This is a genomic window from Mesorhizobium koreense, assembly GCF_031656215.1.
Classification (GTDB): domain Bacteria; phylum Pseudomonadota; class Alphaproteobacteria; order Rhizobiales; family Rhizobiaceae; genus Mesorhizobium_L; species Mesorhizobium_L koreense.
This window is the reverse complement of sequence record NZ_CP134228.1, coordinates 2,656,784-2,673,675: the sequence shown is the minus strand read 5'-3', so window position 1 is coordinate 2,673,675 and position 16,892 is coordinate 2,656,784. Positions and strand designations below refer to the sequence as shown.

Here is a 16,892-nt window from a genome sequence, read left to right as displayed (position 1 = left end):
GATTCCTCAACAGAGCGGCCATTCCCCCTCTCGGGTGCGAATAGTACTAACGCCTCCTGTTCGGCCACAGTCGAGACGACCACCAATATTCGAAAGCCCCGACAGCCTCGGCTGCGTCGAGGTTTTCATTCCATAGTTTGTCGGATGCGTTCTAAGGCCGGTCCGTGTTCATACCTAAGCTGGGTCCGCAAATAGTGGAGGAACAAGCCGTGAACCTTAGAAATGTGATAGCTGCATTGGCCAGTGCTGCCTTACTGACGGTCGTAGGTGCGCTCCATGCTGCAGCTCAGGAATCCGTATATGACAAGGTAGTAGCCAGCGGCAAGATCGTCGTCGGCGTCACGTCCGAGGCTCCCCCTTTCGGCTTCATTGACGAGAAGGGTGAACTGGCGGGATTCGATATCGACATCGCCCGACTGCTCGCCAAATCCATTTTCGGGGATGATGATCCCAAGAGGATCGAATTCGTCAAACAGGGATTCGCGGCCCGTTGGCCGAATATCGAATCCGGCAAGATAGACGTCGGAATCCAGGTCACAACCATTCAACCCGACCGCATCATGCGGGTGGGCTTCACACGCCCCTATATCGATAGCGATTTCGTAATCGTCGTCCGGGCCGACTCCGACATCAAGTCCCTCTCCGATCTGAACAACGAGAAATATACATCCGCCCTCCTGACATCACCCGTTCAGAAGGTTCGCGCGGACAAGTATTTTCCGAAGGCGGGGCAAGTGGTCTTTGATTCCACCGCCGCCCAGTTCACCGCCGTCAAGACCAACCGGGTCGACGCCGCACAACTCGATACGCCCGTCGCACGTTGGTATGTGAAGAACAATCCCGAAATCCGGATCATCGATGAACGCATCAGTTCGCCCGTGAACAACGCGATCTTCATGAAACTCGGCGATTTCAAGTGGTGGCAGGTTCTCGATACCATGGTCGCGGAAATGACCGGCGGTGCCCTGTTCGACCAGTATGCCGACATCTACGAAAAATGGTTTGGCGAACGCCCGAAGCACGCGAAGTATTTCGTGAAACAGCAGTGATCGAGGCTGTTTCATCAACGACGCCGAGAGGATAGTCGTCGATGGATATTCTGGACACGATAACCTTTTTTGGGCGCTTCGTTTTGCTGAATGCGCCCAAACTTCAAGACGGTGTCGTTATAACGATCTGGATCGCCGTCTTGGCGCTCCCCGCGTCCGTCGTGTCGGGCGCAATATTCGCCGCCAGCAAGCTGGCACCGTTCTGGCCTGTCCGGTGGGTCACGATCGCCATCGTCGAATTTCTGCGCAACACACCACTACTGCTGCAGATGTTCTTCCTCTATTTCGGCTCGCCGCTGCTTGGTTGGCGCATCAGCGGCTTCGCTTGCGGCGTCATCGCAATTGCGATCCAGCACGGCGCATTTTTTTCCGATGTCATCATCAGCGGGCTTCGATCCGTTTCGCCGGTACAGGTCGAGGCGGGCAAGGCATTGGGCATGCCGCGTTCCGTGATCATGCGCGACATTCTCCTGCCTCAGGCCGCGCTTCGCATCCTTGCGCCAACGGGTAACCAACTGATCATCGCCGTCAAGGACACCGCGATCGTGTCTGCCATTGGCGTGGTCGATCTTACGCTTTCGGGGAAAATTCTAACCGAGAGCACGGGAGCATCATTCGAGATCTTCATCATGATCGGGTCGGTCTACGTGCTGCTATCGATCATTATCGGGTATCTTGTGGCACGGCTCGAGAAGTGGGCGGAGCCGCGAGTCGCATGACGATCTTCTTCGACAATGTCGGCTATATCCTGCGAGGCGCGGAGGTGACGGCCTATCTCGCGATCGCTGCAATCCTCCTCGGTACAATGCTTGGCCTTGCGATTTCCCTCGTCTTGCTCCTGGCAGGCAGCGCCGTGCGCGCAGCGATGCGATCCATGACGTTCTCGATCCGTGGGATGCCGGTCCTGGTGAGCATGTTTGTCCTGTATTTCTTCCTGCCGAATGTGGGAGTCGATCTGTCGGGCACCACGGCGGTCGGAATTGCGCTGGTGATCTACGTCGCCTGCTTCTACAGCGAGGTTTTCCGTGGCGCCGTGGAAACGCTGCCGCGTGGTCAGTACGAAGCGGGAATCGCGCTCGGCATGTCGCGGCTTGAAACGCTGCGTTCCGTTTTGTTGCCGCAGGCGCTGCCTGCCGCTGTTGCCCCATGGCTCAACATCAGTGTGATCGCCGTCAAGAGCACGGCCTACGCCTCCATCGTCGGCGTCTGGGAACTGACCTACGCGGCCAAGGAAGTCGTGGAGCGAACGGCTGAACCATTCAGCATCTTCTTCGGCGTGATGCTGATCTATTTCGTCATCTGCTTTCCGATATCGCTCTGTGCGCGTCGGTTCGCCCCAAAAACAACTGGCGCTCAAAATGGCTCGTAACATCATAGTCGACCAGGTCATCAAGCGTGCAGGCAGCTTCACCATTCTCGACGCGGTGTCGCTCGTTGTGCCGGCGAAAACCGTAACCGGCATTATCGGGCCAAGCGGTTCGGGGAAATCGTCATTGCTGCGCTGCATGAATTTCATCGAAGACTTCCAAGAAGGTTTCATTCATATCGGCGAGGATCCTGTCGGCTATCGGCAGGACGACAAAGGCCATCGCGTCCGCTGCTCCGAAACCGAGATCAACGCTCTGCGGCAAAAAGCCGGGATGGTGTTCCAAAGCTTCAACCTTTTTCCGCACCTCTCGGCGCTCGACAACGTCGCGCTTGCACCCATTCGGGTGAAGAAGAAGCCGCGATCGGACGCGCGCGAACTCGCCTCGACGCTGTTGTCCAAGGTCGGCCTGGCCGACTGGGCGGATCGCCTACCCCGCACCCTGTCCGGCGGGCAGCAGCAACGTGTGGCCATTGCGCGGGCGCTGGCGATGGAGCCTGAAGTCCTGCTGCTGGACGAGGTGACGTCGGCGCTTGATCCAGAACTCGTCGGCGAGGTGCTCGAAGTCATCCAGCAACTGGCAGCCGAAGGCATGACGATGGTCATCGTCACCCACGAGATGGCTTTCGCGGAACAGGTCGCCGATCAGGTCATCTTCATGGAGGGCGGCCGTATCGCTGAACAAGGCACCGCCGCCGACGTGATGTGGAACGCCGAATCCGACCGGCTCCGTCAGTTCCTCCAGCGCTATCGCAAGACCATGTGAGGTTTCGCACAATGCCCCTTCTTCCAAATGTCGTTCTGATCCAGACCGACCAGATGTGTTGTTCCGCCATGCCGTTTCACGGCAATAGCGTCGTGAAGGCGCCGCATATGGCGTCGCTCGCCGCCTCCGGTATCGTCTTCGACAACATGTACTGCAACTATCCGCTGTGCGCCCCCTCGCGCGCCTCGATGATGTCCGGCCGCCTCGCGTCCTCCATCGGTGTCTACGACAACGGAGCGGAATTCCAGGCATCGGTTCCGACCCTGGCCCACGTTCTGCGCGCGGCCGGCTACCGCACCTGCCTTTCCGGGAAGATGCATTTCGTCGGTCCCGACCAGTTGCACGGGTTCGAAGAGCGGATCACCACCGACATCTATCCAAGCGACTTCAGCTGGACGGCCGATTGGCAACGCCAACACGGTACGAACACCGGTGAAATGCGCGTGGTCACGGAGGCAGGCTCCTGCCAAAGGAGCGTACAGGTCGATTTTGACGACGAGGTTGCTTTCCGCGCTAATCGCTGGCTGTTCGACCTCGCGCGTTCGCGCGATGCGAGCCCGTTCTTCCTGACCGTGTCGTTCACGCATCCGCACGATCCCTTCTCCATCACCGCACCCTACTGGGACCGGTACTCGGATGAAGAAATCGATATGCCGAACCTGCCGCGAAGCGAAGATCCGCACAGCCGGCGCATCCGCGCCCATTTCGGCATGGACGAGGCGGGCCTGAGCGCAGATACGGTTCGCGCCGCACGTCACGCCTACTATGGCGCAATCTCCTATATCGACGACAAGATCGGCGAATTGCGGCAAACGCTTGAGAGTTGCGGATATGGCGAAAACACGATCGTAATCCTCACCTCCGATCACGGGGAGTTTCTTGGCGAGCGCGATCTCTGGTTCAAGAGGAGCTTCTTCGAACAGTCGGCACGAGTTCCCTTCGTAGTGCATGCACCAGGGCACGCCGGCGCCGCGCGTGTTGCACAGAACTGCTCATTGATTGATCTGCTCCCGACGCTTGCTGAATTTGCCCAGGCGGAGATCCCTTTCGCGGTCGACGGACAGAGCCTTGTCGGGTTGTTGGGCGGCAATTCCAATGGCCGAAGCGACGTCGTCTACGCTGAGCTCATGTCCGAAACGACACCGGCCACCGTCCATATGGTGAAGAAGGGACCCCACAAATACATCTACTGCGCGCTCGACCCCGCACAGCTCTATGATCTTTCGAACGATCCCGAGGAACACGACAATCTGGCCGGAAAGCCGGAATTCCAGTCACTGTTGGAAGAGTTGCACCAGCTCGCCGAACAACGCTGGAACCTGTCGGGATTGGCGGCGCGGGTCAAGGAAAGCCAACTCGTGCGGCAGTTTGTGATGAAGGGATTGCGGGAAGGCGACTACAAGGCCTGGGATCACACGCCGGATTTCAACGGCGATCGACTCTACTACAGAAACAACCTGGCAAGCTCGATCGATATCGTAATAGCGCGCGCGCTGATGGTCGGCGTTCTCAAGCGTGATCACGCCGGCATCCATCACAACGATATCAACATCGGTGTCGATGATACGAAAGCGATCGCCTATCTCTCCCGAGATCCAGATATGCTTAATGCGTTGATCCGCCAGGTCGAAGAGACCCGGTCGTTTCTGAGATAGCGTCCTTCAGAGATCGAAGGCGATGCGAAATCCGACATGGCCGATCGCAAGGCCATGCGGGCGAAACATCCGCGCCGCGATCCTGTAGCGATGGCAGTACGATACGTGACACAGGAAGGATCCTCCTTTCAAAACACGATCCTCCGCCCGATCGGCCTGCGCCCTTGGAGCGCCCGCACTTTTGCCGCCCAGATCGGCAGCCGGGCGTGCGTCAGCACACCACTCCCAGACATTGCCGACCATGTTGTAGAGGCCGTAGCCGTTCGGCTCAAAGGATCGCGCTGGAGCCGTCAGTCCGCAGCCATCATAGGCAAGATTGTCGGTTGAAAGATCGCCCTGCCAGATATTGCAGGGAAAGGAGCCGCGGTCCGTTGGCTCCTCGGTCCCCCAGGGATAGGGCACGTCACCGAGCCCGCCCCGTGCGGCGTGCTCCCATTCCACCTCGCTAGGCAGTCGCCCGCCGACGAATTCTGCATAGGCTGCCGCATCGGTCCAACTGACCTGAGTCACGGGATGATCGGGGTCGCACCACGCCTCGTCCGCAGCACCGAGCGGCGCGCGCCAACACGCGCCCGGCACGAATGCCCACCACGGCATCCCCGAGACACGTTTCGCGCCGAAGCTCGATCCAGTCCCACCGAGAAACACGAAGGCGCCACCCGCCTTCTCCGCGTCCGTGACGTGCCCGGTCGATTCCACGAAGGAACGAAATTGTGCGTTCGTAACGGTAATAGTTGCAATGGCAAAGGCCCGGATATCGACCGCCCTCAACGGACTTTCGCCGTCGCGCGAATAAATAGGGAAATTGGTGCCCCGAAGCGCCTTGCCTGCCTCGATCGAGCAAAGCAGCTCTGCGGGATAATACCCTTTCTGGAATCCAGACAGCCTCTCAACGGGTTCCCTGGCCGCACCCACCGCACCCGGCATGCAACAATCAGGATCGCCCCTGCCATGCGCCGAGGATTCAGGCTGGTCCATCCAGCGCTTCATCATTGCGCACTGAAGCCGTTGTCCACGACGATATTGGCACCATTGATAAAGCTCGCCGCTGGGCTGGCAAGGAAGAATACGGCTTCGGCTACTTCGACAGGCTTGCAAAGCCTGCCTTGCAATTCCGCTAGCGCGTCTTCATCGACCGAAACGCCTAGTGCCTGGAGTTCCTTCAACTCGCGCTCGCCATGCGGTGTCTTAACAAAGCCAGGGCTGACGGAATTGCAGCGGATGTTCCGATCCCGGAATTCGATGGCGATGCCTCTGGCAAACATCTGGCAGCCGGCCTTGGTCGCGCCGTAGAGGACTTCCATCGGTGTCGCAAGTTCCGCGGAGATGGAGGACATGCACACGATCGCCCCTCCTCCATTCTCGATCATGTGCGGCAGGACCGTCTGGGTCATGGCCATCATGCTGATCAGATTGGCTTTGATCAGGAAATCGACGTCATCGTCCGTGATTTCCAGAAATGGCTTGATGACGATGGTTCCAGCGTGATTGAAAAGCGCGTCGGGAGGGCCAAACTTTTCCACTATCTGCGCGACCGCTGCGGCAATGTCCGCACGCATCGTCAGATCGGCCAGGAAAAACTCCGCGGCCAATCCCTCCGCCTTCATGCGTGCGACAAGTTCACGCCCTTGCGTCTCATTGCGGTCGACGCAGGCGACGACGGCACCCTTGCGCGCGAACAACTCGACCGCCGCAGCGCCTATGCCGGTCGCCCCACCGGAGATGATAACAACTTTGCCTTTCATTGCGGTGCCGCTCCTCGTCTTGCCGAACGTGGCGCGCCTGTGGGTTACTTAGCTTGTCGATAGTCGGCCAGCCCTGCCCACTCGGCGATGAGGTTTGCGACCTCGACCAGGTCCTTGCCGCCATCGCCGCGCGCCCGCAGCACCTGATAGACCTGTATTGCCGCCGCGTTCAGCGGCATCGGAACCTTCAGCTGGCGGGCAAGCTCATCAGCGAGACGTAGATCCTTGTATTGCAGATCTACCGAGAAGCCCGGCTCGAAATTTCCAGAACGGATACGCGGCGCGAAATAGTTGAACAACCAGTAGCTGTTGGCATCCGTATGCGCGAACACCTTCAACATCAATTCAGGGTCAATGCCGGCCGCCCTGCCGAGCGCGAAGCCTTCGGCGGCGACGACATTGTGCAGACCTGAGATGTAGTTGCTGATCAGCTTCACGATCGCGCCGCTTCCCGCTGGCCCGATGTGAATGGGAAATTTGCCAATCATTTCCATGAGTGGTTTGGCTTTTTCAAAGCTTTGCGCATCGCTACCGGCCATGAAAGTAACATTGCGGTTGTGGGCGCCGTCCGTGCCGGCAGACATAGGCTCGCCACCGCTGACCGGTGCCTCAACGTAGTGCACGCCACGCTGCCGGGCCATATCATAGGCTTCCCTGGCAGTTTGGGGGTCGATTGTACTCAGATCCAAGATCACCGTGCCGGGCTGGACCGACGCGATGATCCCGGTTGCCGACAGCATGGCGATGCGTTCCGCACTTGGGTCAGGCAAAGAGACGAGCACGTATTGCGCTTGAGAAACGGCATCCCTGATCGTCCCGGCGCAACGCACCGTCTCAGGAAGCCCGACATAGCGGTCTGGGTTTTGGTCGAACACCGTCGACTCGATGTCTTCGGCGGCAAGATGCCGAGCGAAAATACTGCCAATCGTTCCAAGCCCAACCTGAGCGACTTTTAACAACTTCGAATTCCTTTCGTATCGGGCCGGCCGGCTTGTAGAAGGCTCCGGAACAGCACGGCGTCAAACATGCGAATGCTTGCTCACCGCGTCGTGCGCCAATAGAATGAAACCGTCATTTTTTGGAACCCGGACGGGCGGTTGACTCCGTTTCGTGCATCGCCGTACCGACTCGAAGGGAAACGCTCTATTGCCCCCGGGTAGCATTGACGCGATAGCGGCGGAGAAAGGGAGAAAACTGCGCTTCGGCTTCATCTTGACCGAGCAGTTCAGCTTACTCGCCTTCAGCTGCTTTCTGGAAGTTCTGCGCCAGATGGAAGATCACGGCGTACTTACCGGAAAATTCTTCTGCGAATGGTATGTGTTAGGTGAAGAAAACGATGCGACCTTCCATTCCAGTTCCGGCGTTCCGGTATCAGCGAACCGGACCTATTCGGAAAATTCCGCTCTAGACTTTCTCGTGGTGGTCGGTGGCCGTCGAGCGGCTGCCATACCGAAGACAGCTCAGAACTTCGTCCGTCGGCAGATAGATGGCGACACGGTTCTCATCGCTCTCGATACCGGCACCTTCGCCGTGGCGCGGGCCGGCCTGTTCGAGAACCGACGCTTCTGCATCCATTGGTTTCACCATCACGAGTTTGTCGACGAATTTCCTCATCTGAAAGCGTCGATCGACGCCATTTTTCTGATCGAGGGAAATTTTATTTCCTGCGCCGGCGGCACGTGGGCTGCAGACCTCGCCATCTACATCGTATCGCGTCTGTGGGGTGCCAGAGATTCAGCGAGGGCCGTGAGCATCATGGGGCTCGACCGCATGCGCAGCTACAGCCATTACCAGCTGCCCTTCTACGACGGCCCGACCATTAGGGATCCGAGCGTGCGCCGCGCAATTCAACTGATCGAACGAAGAAGCGGCAACCCGCCGTCGGTCAAGGAACTGGCCCGGGAAGCGCAGCTAAGCCCACGCCAGCTGGAGCGGCGTTTCGTCGACGCGGTGGGTTCGGGACCGTTGAGCTTCTCCCGATCGCTGCGGCTGCGCTTCGCCCATTCGCTGTTAATTCACTCCAGCCGATCGATCGCCCAGATCGCCTTTGATCGCGGCTTTTCAGATCAATCGCATTTCACACGCCTTTTCAGGTCGCAATTCGGATCGACACCCGGCGCTCTGCGTCAAAAGCAGTCCGTTCAGCTTGAGTAATAGCGACCTGAAAATGGCCACGAGGTTCCTGGACACTCGCGTTAGCCAGGGTCAGCACTAACGGGACTATGACGCTGGACTGGTCAAGACGGACCTCCAGTCGCGGGTCGAGGGTCTTTGGCCTATCTAACCGGTCGGAGACAGCCGTTTAGGTGTTTTGCGGCCCACAGCGGGCAACGCATTGGTAACGCACGGTCTACGGATACACGGAAATCAGCGGCGCGAAGACGGCGTTACCGCCACCTGTCTGATCCCCGAACCACCGACTACCGTGAACAATGTTTCCCGGTCGATGCGTTCGGCGGTGAGCATGCGCACGAGATCGTCCACGCCGCCAATGGCATGACCGTCGATTGCCGAGACGATGTCGCCTTCCCTGAGGCCGGCTTTCGCCGCAGGTCCTTCTGCTTCGATCGAGCGCAGCCGTACGGCGGTCCGGCTTGTCACCCGCGACAGCAGCGCGGCGCGGCGCGATAAGGCGACCGTATCGGCCGAAACGCCGATAAACGCGCGGCGAACGCGGCCGAAGCGGATGATTTCGGCGATGACGAAGCTGGCGGTGTTGGAAGCGACCGCGAAAGCGATGCCCTGCGCACCACGGATCATAGCGGTGTTGACGCCGATCACCTCGCCGGCCGAGGACACAAGCGGGCCACCGGAGTTGCCAGGATTGAGCGCTGCGTCGGTCTGGATCACGTCATCGATCAAGCGGCCGGTCGAAGCGCGCATCGAGCGGCCGAGCGCCGAGACAACGCCGGTCGTCACCGTCCATTCGAAGCCGAGCGGATTGCCGATGGCGATGGCGATCTGGCCACGGCGCAGACGCTTCGAATTGCCCAGCGGCGCAATATCGGAAAAGTGCCCATCGGCACGCACGAGGGCGATATCGGTATCGGGATCGCGGCCGAGCACACGCCCCCCTGTGGATGTGCCGTCGGGCATCGCGATACGAACAGCCTGCACATCGCCGACGACATGGGAATTGGTGACGATCAGGCCATCCGGTGCAATGACGAAGCCGGATCCTTGTCCGGCGGCGCGGCTGTCGGCAACGCGTTCCATCCGGCAGACGGCCGGGCCTACCCGGTCGACGGCGTCGGCGACGGTGGCGGAATAGTCGTCGAGCAGGCGGGCATCGTCCGGCTGCAATTCTGACGCGGGCAGAGCCATATGGGTCTCCATGCAAGGCAGGAAGCGGATGTCTATATGTGCGAGGTGCGCCGTCGCGCTGCGACCTGACCGAATGGCCAGTCACGACCGGTCCTAGCCGTCAGGCGAGTAGGAAGCGCCATTCCGTGCGGCCATATCCGGGTATCTAAAGTCCCGAAGGACCTGAACCCAGGAGTGAGAGATGAGCAGTTTCGATCTTGCCGCTTTTTCCGATGCGGTCGCCGGCATAGCCGAAAAGGCCGCGCCGCTGACCGCCAGCTTCAAGACCCAGCACGGCCGCACGGCAACCGCCTTTCATTGGGGCGATGGTTTCTATGTCGCAGCCGAGGAAGTGGTCGAACCGGACGAGGAACAGCAACTCACCCTGGCTTCCGGCGAGACTGTGAGCGCCGAACTGGTCGGGCGGGATCCGTCGACCGGCATCGCGTTGCTGAAACCGGGAATGGATGCTGCCTCCCCTGCCCTTGAGAAAGCCGACCTCGTGCGCCCCGGCCACCTTATCGTTGCCGCCGGGCGGGATAGTGCATCGCCGCTCGCCGTTCTCGGAACTGTGGGCGAGGTCGGACCGGCTTGGCGCTCGATGCGCGGCGGTGTCATCGACCGCCGCATCAACCTTGCAGTCATGGCCGGGGGCCGGTTCGAAGGTGGGCCGGTGCTGGACGCCAAAGGCCATTTGGTCGGGATGTTGCTCTTCGGCCCGCGCCGGCGAGCGCTGGTCATCCCGTATGAGACGATCGAGCGCACGGTCGCAGCGTTGAAAAGCAAGGGCCATGTGTCGCGCGGTTATCTCGGCGCCGGGCTGCACCCGATCCGGCATGGCGACGTGCAAGGTGCCATGGTGATGAGCATCGATGAGGATGGGCCAGCCAAGGCCGCCGGTATCGTGCTGGGCGATATCGTCACCGGCTGGAATGGCGAACCTGTTCGCGGGCCACGCGAGTTGATCCGCAAATTGGGCCCGGACAGCGCCGGCGCTGCGGTTACGCTTGGCGTGCTGCACGGCGGCGAAGCGCGCGAAGTGGCGATCACCATCGGCGAGAAGCCGTTGACCTGAACGGCACGGGACAGAAGCGATGCTGGCGAGGCATGATGGCGACGAAGGCCTTCTGGTACTGGTCGCGCTCGATGACAGCGGGCGCGGCGCGCGTCTTGCCGCCTCGCTGGCCGAATTGGACGACGTCACCGTGGTGATGTGGGAAGACATAGGTTCCGGCGACCATGCGGCGGTCGCGGTTGTCAGCGACATCACAGCAGTGAAAAGCCTGCCAATCAGCACTCCAGTCGTTCTGCTCTCCGATCCCGGCAGCGAGGTGATAACGCATAGCAGTATCGCCGCCGCGCTGCGTGCCGATGCCGCTCCGGCCCTCATTGCTGCTGCGGCACGTCTGGCGGCTGCGGGCTACCGCATCACCGGAGGGGCAGTAGATGCTTTCGATCGTTCGCCCAGCGAGGCGGCCGGTGAGCCCGACGGGAATGAGGTCAGCCTGCCCATCCATCTTTCGCCGCGCGAAGCGGAGGTGTTGGCACTGCTTGCCGAAGGCGCGCCCAACAAGGTGATCGCCCGCAAGCTCGATATCTCGGTCCACACGGTCAAGTTCCATGTCGCGGCAATCCTGGTGAAGCTCGGCGCCGCCAACCGCACCGACGCCATCGCCACCGCCATGCGACAGGGTCTGGTCCTGGTCTGACAACTGACGCTGCTGTGTTGGCGATATTCTTTTCGTTACCGCGCCAACTCGCATTCGACAGTCGGTTCCTTCCGTAAAACTCGGGTGCCTCGCTATTCTTTCACCGCGCCGCCGATCAGGCCGGCGGTGATATATTTCTGGCCGAACAACAGAAGGACGATCGGCGGGATCGATGCCATGACGGCGGTTGCCATGATGCCATTCCAGTCGGTGCCATGCGTGCCAATGAAATCGTAGATGCCGAGCGTGATCGGCACGATTTTCTGACGCGTGCTCAAGGTGAGCGCAAAGATGAAATCCGACCACGCGAACAGGAAGCAGAACAGGCCCGAGGTGATTAGGCCGTTGCGGCTGAGCGGCAGGACAATGTGGAAAAACACCCCCCAATAGCCGAGGCCATCGCACAGCGCCGCCTCGACCAGCGTGCGCGGCAGCGAGGCCATGAATGCGCGCAGGATGAGGATGGCGAAGGGGACCCCCATGGTCGAGTCGGCCAGGATAAGGCCATAATAGGTGTCGAGCAGGCCGAGTTGCGCATAAATGGCATAGAGCGCGTTCGCCATGACGATATGCGGCAACATCTGCGCAATGAGCATCAGCAGGATAAAGAATGTCGTCCAGCGCATGCGGAAGACGACCAGCGCGTAGGCGCAGGGAGCCGCCACGGCGAGCGACAGCACCGCCGCCGCGCTCGCCACCGCACAGCTCGTGACGATATGCGGCCACTGCGAGCCGGCGGCCGACTTGTAGCCGTCGATCAAGGGCGGAAAGGGGAGCCATCTCGGGGAGGGATCGAGCAACGCCCATTGCGCCTGCAACGACGCGTTCGCCATCCAGTAGAGAGGGAACAGCATGACGCCGACGATGAGCACACCGCAGCCGATCCGTAACCACATGCCCGTGCGCTCGCGCCGCATCAGCCTTCCTCCACGATCAGGCTGCGCTTGAAGGAACGGATATAGAAGAAAGCGAAGCAGAGCGAGATCAGGATGAGCACGTTGCCGACGGCCGCGCCGTGCCCAAAGTCGAGATCGCGGAAGGACAACTGGTAGGACCGGATCGCCAAGGTCTCCGTGCCATAGGCCGGCCCGCCCCCCGTCATGACGAAGATGAGGTCGAACACCTTGACCGTGTAGGTCACCGAGAGGATGAAGACGATCGCGGTCAGCGGCTTCAATAGAGGCAATGTCACGAACCGGAAACGCTGCCAGGCGTTGGCTCCGTCGATCTCGGCCGCTTCAAAAATCTCCTTGGGCAATGCCTGGAGACCGCTGTGGAAGACAGCCATCGAGAAGGGAATGCCGATCCAGATATTGGTGAAGATCACGGCACAGAGCGCATAAGCGGGCTCTATCAGCCAAGGCACAGGTTCAGAGACGATGCCGGCACTCAACAGCACATAATTGATGATGCCGGTGTCCTGCGCGAACATCCAGCGCCACACCGATGCCGAAACCACGATGGGAAGCAGCCAGGGGGCAAGCAGCAGCGCCCGCATCGCCGAACTGAACGGGAAGGCGCGCCGGAAGAAGAGCGCGAGCAGCATGCCGATCACCATCTGTCCGGCAATGGAGAACACCGTGAAGATCGCCGTCTTGCCAAGTGCAGCGAGGAAGAGCCGGTCGGTGAACAGATCGACGTAATTCCGCAGTCCGACATAGGGCGCGACACCGGTCAGGAACGACGCCACCGTGAAGTGCCGCACGCTCATCGAAATGCTGTAATAAAGCGGATAGCCGAACATAGCCGCGAAATAGACGAGCGCCGGAAGGACGAAACCGAGCGGCACCCATGGCCCATAGAGGACGTTGCGTTGCCGGACGCGCGAGGCGTCCGGTGTCTTCAAGGCTTCGGGAAGCGGGACCGCCAGAGTGCTATTTTCCCGAGGCGGTCTGCTGTGCCTCATCGAGCGCTTCCTTCGCTGACTTCTGCCCGATCAGCACGGCCTGCATCGCCGCAGAATAGGCGGCGGAATATTTCGGATAGGCCGTGCCGAGCACGGAGGTGCGGCTGACCGCGCCCGCCATTTCGGAAACGAAGGGTGCCATCTTCGGCAGGTCCTTGTTGAACTGGTCCATCACCGAAACGACGGCGGGTATATTGTGGCGGCCTTCGGCATATTGCAGCACCACCTCCGGGCCAGAGAGGCATTCGAGCGTCTTTTTGGCGGCGTCCTTGTCGGCGGTGACGGAGACGACCCAGAGCTCGCCGCCGACCGGCACCTTCACCTGCTCGCCTGGCTTCGGCGTCGGGATCGGCACGATGCCGTAGTGGAGGTCCGGATGCTTGTCGAGCTGCGGCATCAGCCACGATCCGCCGATCAGCATCGCGGCGCGGCCGGCAAGGAACTGGTCGCGCGATTCATCGATGCCCCAGGTGATCGCCGATTTCGATACCGCGCCGATCTTGACGAGATCAGCGAGATATTCGAGCGCGCCGATCGTCTGGGGGCTGTTCAGCTTGTCGAAGCTGCCGCCGTTCGACCAGACGAAGGTCGAGGTATGGAATGTCCCCTGCTCGTTCGGCGCGCCGGGGAAAGCGAGCCCGTAGGTCTGGCCACCGGAGAGTTTCTTGGCCACCTCCTTCAGCTCGGCCCAGGTCTTCGGTGGCTCGACTCCGGCCTTCTTCAGGAGATCGACATTGTAGTAGAGACCGATCGTGTTGTTCGCCGAAGGCAAGGCGTAGTTGGTGCCCTTGTAGTCGCCGAGCGCTGCGAGCGCCGGTACAAAACCCTCGGCCTTCATGCCGACATCGCTCAGCGGCATGATGAAACCGCCGTCTGCCAGTTGGGCGACATCAGAATTGTCGATATAGATGATGTCGGGCAGCGTCTTGGAGGCTGCGGCGAGCAGCACCTTCTGTATAAGGTCCGGATAAGGAACCGCCTGGCGGTCGACGGCGACGCCGGTCTGCTTGACGCAGGCGTCGATCGCTTTCTGCATCGCCGCGTTCGCCGTCGGTTCGGTCATATAGTCCATCGACCTGATCGTCTCCGCACGCGCCGCGGCGACCCCGGTGATCGCCAGTCCCAACACGGCCGCAGCCGACCATTTCAAATACGCACGGCTCGCCGAGCGCCTTGCCTTTCTCATCACAAGAGCCACGTCATCCTCCCTGTTATCAACACACGCCCGGCGCCCTCCGAGGAAATCCTTTCTTGACAACTCGGAAATGCCGGATCGCCTCCCGCCGGCCATAGCCATCCGCCCCGTATCGATGCCAACGGCGTAACCAGATGGTTACAAATCCAATCACTATCGCTCCATTTCGTCAAGAGAACGCGGCGAAAAGGTAGGCTTGCGGCTTAGCTTGCATACGGGCGGAGCCTGGGCATTCCATACGCGGCCCCCTGTTTGCCAGGGGTCGCTCCAACGCAACAAGTAACCACATGGTTATAATACTTCATTCCTGCCTTGCCTCGGCACCGACCGCCTCCGAGATCCGGCGGACACCGTCGCGTTCCATCAAGCGCAGAAGTTCTCGCGTCGCCCGGCGCACGATGGCCGGGCCTTCATAGATCAAGGCCGTCAGCATCTGCGTCAGCGAGGCGCCCGATTTGATCATCCTGTAAGCATCCTCCCCCGAACTCACCCCACCCGCCCCGATGATGGCGTAGCGGTCGCGGTCCATCCGCCGCCAGGTTTCGCGGATGCAGAATTCCGCAAGCGCCCTGGAGGGCGGGCCTGAGACGGCGCCAGGCGTGGTGCGCCAGATGTCTTGCGGCGTCTTCAGACCTGCCGGCTTGCCGGGCGGCAGGTTGAACATGAAGCCCGAGACGAAGGAGGCACCGTCGGCGGCCGCCAGCATGCGCTCGACAGTCTCGATTCCTCCGAGCGGCGAGACCTTCAGGAATACGGGGAGCGTGAGACCGATCTCGCCCAGCGCCGTGAGGCAGGCCTCGAGATGACTACGGTCGACGAAGAAATCGCGGCCGTCCGTCGTGTTCGGGCAACTCAGATTGAGCATCAGGTAATCGGCGATCGGCGCAAGCAGGCGCGCCGACGCGACATAGTCGGCGATGATTTCGTCCGCGCTTTCGGGTGGCGCGCCGGAACCAAGATTGGTCTTGACGATATTGACGCCGAGCGGCACGGCGAGGTGCGTCCATTGCAGCCGCGATGCAACTACCGCCGCGCCGTCGTTCGGCACGCCGTAGGCCACCGCTATGGCACGGTCCTCCGGCAGCCGGAAGAGCCTTGGGCGAGGGTTGCCTGCCGAGAACTCCGCCGAGACCGAGCCGATTTCGATCGAGCCGAAGCCGAGCCCGGCGAGCAGGTCCACCGCGACGCCGTTTTTGTCGAAACCTGCCGCCAGCCCGATCGGGCTTGGGAAGGAAAGGCCCGCGACAGTGGATTCAAGCCGCTCATCCGCGATAGACGTGCTATTCCTGAGCCGGGGGCCCGCCCGTGCGCTTTTCGCCGCCGCCGCCAATGCAAGGCGATGCGCTACCTCCGGATCAAGTCGGAAGAGAAGCGGTCGGGCGATGTTTTTGTAGAAGCCCATCGGATCCGGCTTGGTTGTCCTTAGTTGTAGATGCCTCCGTCCACCACCAGCGCCTGGCCGGTCATGTAGGAAGATTCATCGGAGGCGAGATAAACGTAGAGCGGCGCGACTTCGGACGGCGTGCCCTGACGGCCGAGCGGCACTACCTGCCTGACGAACTCGGCCTGCCGTTCGCGCCCTCCCATATGGGCGATGGCAGCATCGTTGAACGGGGTGTCGATCCAGCCGGGGCAGATCGTGTTGACGCGGATCCTGTCTTTCGCAAGTTCCAGCGCGAGCGCATTGCCGAAGGCGACGACCGCTCCCTTGGAGGCGCAGTAGCCGGCAACTCCCGGAGCGCCGCGCTTGCCTGCGAGCGAAGCCATGTTGACGATCGCGCCGCCGCCGGCCCGCCTCAAATACGGGACCGCATATTTCACGCCGAAGAAAATGCCACGCGTATTGACCGCGAAGAGCCTGTCCCAGCGCAGGGCGTCTAATTCTTCGATTGGACCGGCATATTGCAGGCCCGCATTCTGGCAAAGCGCATCGAGGCCGCCGAGCCACGCGACGCCGTCGTGCACCATATTTTTCACGCTCTCCTCGTCGGTAACGTCGACGCGGAGAAAAATGGCGGCCGGGCCGTGCCGCACCGCGGCCTCCTTTCCGCCCGTCTCGTCGATATCGGCGATGACCACGCGCGCGCCTTCCGCGATGAACAGGCGAACGGCCTCGCCTCCGATATTGTTCACCCCACCGGTAATGATGATGCGCTTTCCTGCCAGACGTCCGACCATGTCCATTGTCTCTCTTCGAT

At 60.9% G+C, this 16,892-nt stretch carries 17 protein-coding genes; 8 read left to right on the top strand and 9 right to left on the bottom strand.

The window, feature by feature from the left end; translation table 11 throughout:
- Positions 1-209: 209 nt before the first annotated feature.
- Genes RBH77_RS12740 through betC form a run of 5 tightly spaced genes read left to right on the top strand, consistent with a single transcriptional unit; the run spans position 210 to position 4,836 of the window.
- Positions 210-1,049 (top strand): transporter substrate-binding domain-containing protein, encoded by an 840-nt coding sequence (locus tag RBH77_RS12740; RefSeq protein WP_311027969.1) that lies wholly within the window; start codon positions 210-212, stop codon positions 1,047-1,049.
- A 41-nt stretch (positions 1,050-1,090) separates the two neighbouring features.
- Complete coding sequence (locus tag RBH77_RS12735) at positions 1,091-1,768, top strand: amino acid ABC transporter permease (protein ID WP_311027968.1); 678 nt, start codon at positions 1,091-1,093, stop codon at positions 1,766-1,768.
- Positions 1,765-2,418 (top strand): amino acid ABC transporter permease, encoded by a 654-nt coding sequence (locus tag RBH77_RS12730; RefSeq protein WP_311027967.1) that lies wholly within the window; start codon positions 1,765-1,767, stop codon positions 2,416-2,418. Before RBH77_RS12735 ends, RBH77_RS12730 begins: the two co-directional genes overlap by 4 nt.
- A complete protein-coding gene (locus RBH77_RS12725) occupies positions 2,369-3,181 on the top strand; it encodes an amino acid ABC transporter ATP-binding protein (RefSeq protein ID WP_311027966.1) in 813 nt (270 codons plus the stop codon). Before RBH77_RS12730 ends, RBH77_RS12725 begins: the two co-directional genes overlap by 50 nt.
- 11 nt (positions 3,182-3,192) lie before the next feature.
- Complete coding sequence (gene betC, locus RBH77_RS12720) at positions 3,193-4,836, top strand: choline-sulfatase (RefSeq protein WP_311027964.1); 1,644 nt, start codon at positions 3,193-3,195, stop codon at positions 4,834-4,836.
- 6 nt (positions 4,837-4,842) lie between these two features.
- On the opposite strand, the gene RBH77_RS12715 is transcribed toward betC, so the two are convergent.
- Genes RBH77_RS12715 through RBH77_RS12705 form a run of 3 tightly spaced genes read right to left on the bottom strand, consistent with a single transcriptional unit; the run spans position 4,843 to position 7,540 of the window.
- Positions 4,843-5,814: a formylglycine-generating enzyme family protein gene (locus RBH77_RS12715; protein ID WP_311027963.1), complete on the bottom strand. Its 972-nt coding sequence runs from the start codon at positions 5,812-5,814 to the stop codon at positions 4,843-4,845.
- Between the two features lie 11 nt (positions 5,815-5,825).
- Entirely contained in the window at positions 5,826-6,581 is a 756-nt protein-coding gene (locus RBH77_RS12710; RefSeq protein ID WP_311027961.1) for an SDR family NAD(P)-dependent oxidoreductase, read from the bottom strand.
- Between the two features lie 44 nt (positions 6,582-6,625).
- Positions 6,626-7,540: an NAD(P)-dependent oxidoreductase gene (locus RBH77_RS12705; RefSeq protein WP_311027960.1), complete on the bottom strand. Its 915-nt coding sequence runs from the start codon at positions 7,538-7,540 to the stop codon at positions 6,626-6,628.
- Between the two features lie 187 nt (positions 7,541-7,727).
- Here RBH77_RS12705 and RBH77_RS12700 point away from each other — a divergent pair, with 187 nt between their 5' ends.
- A complete protein-coding gene (locus RBH77_RS12700; protein WP_311027959.1) occupies positions 7,728-8,735 on the top strand; it encodes a GlxA family transcriptional regulator in 1,008 nt (335 codons plus the stop codon).
- Between the two features lie 213 nt (positions 8,736-8,948).
- Here RBH77_RS12700 and RBH77_RS12695 read toward each other — a convergent pair whose 3' ends face one another.
- Positions 8,949-9,905, bottom strand: coding sequence for a S1C family serine protease (locus RBH77_RS12695; protein ID WP_311027957.1), 957 nt, complete (start codon positions 9,903-9,905; stop codon positions 8,949-8,951).
- Between the two features lie 181 nt (positions 9,906-10,086).
- Here RBH77_RS12695 and RBH77_RS12690 point away from each other — a divergent pair, with 181 nt between their 5' ends.
- Entirely contained in the window at positions 10,087-10,959 is an 873-nt protein-coding gene (locus tag RBH77_RS12690; RefSeq protein ID WP_311027956.1) for a S1C family serine protease, read from the top strand.
- 19 nt (positions 10,960-10,978) lie between these two features.
- Complete coding sequence (locus RBH77_RS12685; RefSeq protein WP_311027955.1) at positions 10,979-11,593, top strand: response regulator transcription factor; 615 nt, start codon at positions 10,979-10,981, stop codon at positions 11,591-11,593.
- A 92-nt stretch (positions 11,594-11,685) separates the two neighbouring features.
- On the opposite strand, the gene RBH77_RS12680 is transcribed toward RBH77_RS12685, so the two are convergent.
- From RBH77_RS12680 to RBH77_RS12660, 5 genes are all read right to left on the bottom strand, one after another.
- Positions 11,686-12,510, bottom strand: a complete 825-nt coding sequence (locus RBH77_RS12680; RefSeq protein ID WP_311027953.1) for a carbohydrate ABC transporter permease — start codon at positions 12,508-12,510, stop codon at positions 11,686-11,688.
- The gene (locus RBH77_RS12675; RefSeq protein WP_311027952.1) at positions 12,510-13,499 is read right to left on the bottom strand and encodes a carbohydrate ABC transporter permease; all 990 of its coding nucleotides are present in this window, start codon (positions 13,497-13,499) and stop codon (positions 12,510-12,512) included. Before RBH77_RS12675 ends, RBH77_RS12680 begins: the two co-directional genes overlap by 1 nt.
- Positions 13,468-14,697, bottom strand: coding sequence for an ABC transporter substrate-binding protein (locus RBH77_RS12670; protein WP_311027950.1), 1,230 nt, complete (start codon positions 14,695-14,697; stop codon positions 13,468-13,470). The genes RBH77_RS12675 and RBH77_RS12670 overlap by 32 nt, the downstream gene beginning before the upstream one ends.
- A gap of 298 nt (positions 14,698-14,995) precedes the next feature.
- Positions 14,996-16,096: a quinone-dependent dihydroorotate dehydrogenase gene (locus RBH77_RS12665; protein WP_311027949.1), complete on the bottom strand. Its 1,101-nt coding sequence runs from the start codon at positions 16,094-16,096 to the stop codon at positions 14,996-14,998.
- A 20-nt stretch (positions 16,097-16,116) separates the two neighbouring features.
- The gene (locus RBH77_RS12660) at positions 16,117-16,878 is read right to left on the bottom strand and encodes an SDR family NAD(P)-dependent oxidoreductase (RefSeq protein ID WP_311027948.1); all 762 of its coding nucleotides are present in this window, start codon (positions 16,876-16,878) and stop codon (positions 16,117-16,119) included.
- Between the last annotated feature and the right edge of the window lie 14 nt (positions 16,879-16,892).

Bases quoted from the DNA above. Each gene is read 5' to 3' on its own strand.
- RBH77_RS12735 (WP_311027968.1), top strand. From the start codon at position 1,091: ATGGATATTCTGGACACGATAACCTTTTTTGGGCGCTTCGTTTTGCTG.
- RBH77_RS12730 (WP_311027967.1), top strand. From the start codon at position 1,765: ATGACGATCTTCTTCGACAATGTCGGCTATATCCTGCGAGGCGCGGAG.
- betC (WP_311027964.1), top strand. From the start codon at position 3,193: ATGCCCCTTCTTCCAAATGTCGTTCTGATCCAGACCGACCAGATGTGT.
- RBH77_RS12715 (WP_311027963.1), bottom strand. From the start codon at position 5,814: ATGGACCAGCCTGAATCCTCGGCGCATGGCAGGGGCGATCCTGATTGT.
- RBH77_RS12710 (WP_311027961.1), bottom strand. From the start codon at position 6,581: ATGAAAGGCAAAGTTGTTATCATCTCCGGTGGGGCGACCGGCATAGGC.
- RBH77_RS12695 (WP_311027957.1), bottom strand. From the start codon at position 9,905: ATGGCTCTGCCCGCGTCAGAATTGCAGCCGGACGATGCCCGCCTGCTC.
- RBH77_RS12690 (WP_311027956.1), top strand. From the start codon at position 10,087: ATGAGCAGTTTCGATCTTGCCGCTTTTTCCGATGCGGTCGCCGGCATA.
- RBH77_RS12685 (WP_311027955.1), top strand. From the start codon at position 10,979: ATGCTGGCGAGGCATGATGGCGACGAAGGCCTTCTGGTACTGGTCGCG.
- RBH77_RS12680 (WP_311027953.1), bottom strand. From the start codon at position 12,510: ATGCGGCGCGAGCGCACGGGCATGTGGTTACGGATCGGCTGCGGTGTG.
- RBH77_RS12675 (WP_311027952.1), bottom strand. From the start codon at position 13,499: ATGAGGCACAGCAGACCGCCTCGGGAAAATAGCACTCTGGCGGTCCCG.
- RBH77_RS12665 (WP_311027949.1), bottom strand. From the start codon at position 16,096: ATGGGCTTCTACAAAAACATCGCCCGACCGCTTCTCTTCCGACTTGAT.
- RBH77_RS12660 (WP_311027948.1), bottom strand. From the start codon at position 16,878: ATGGACATGGTCGGACGTCTGGCAGGAAAGCGCATCATCATTACCGGT.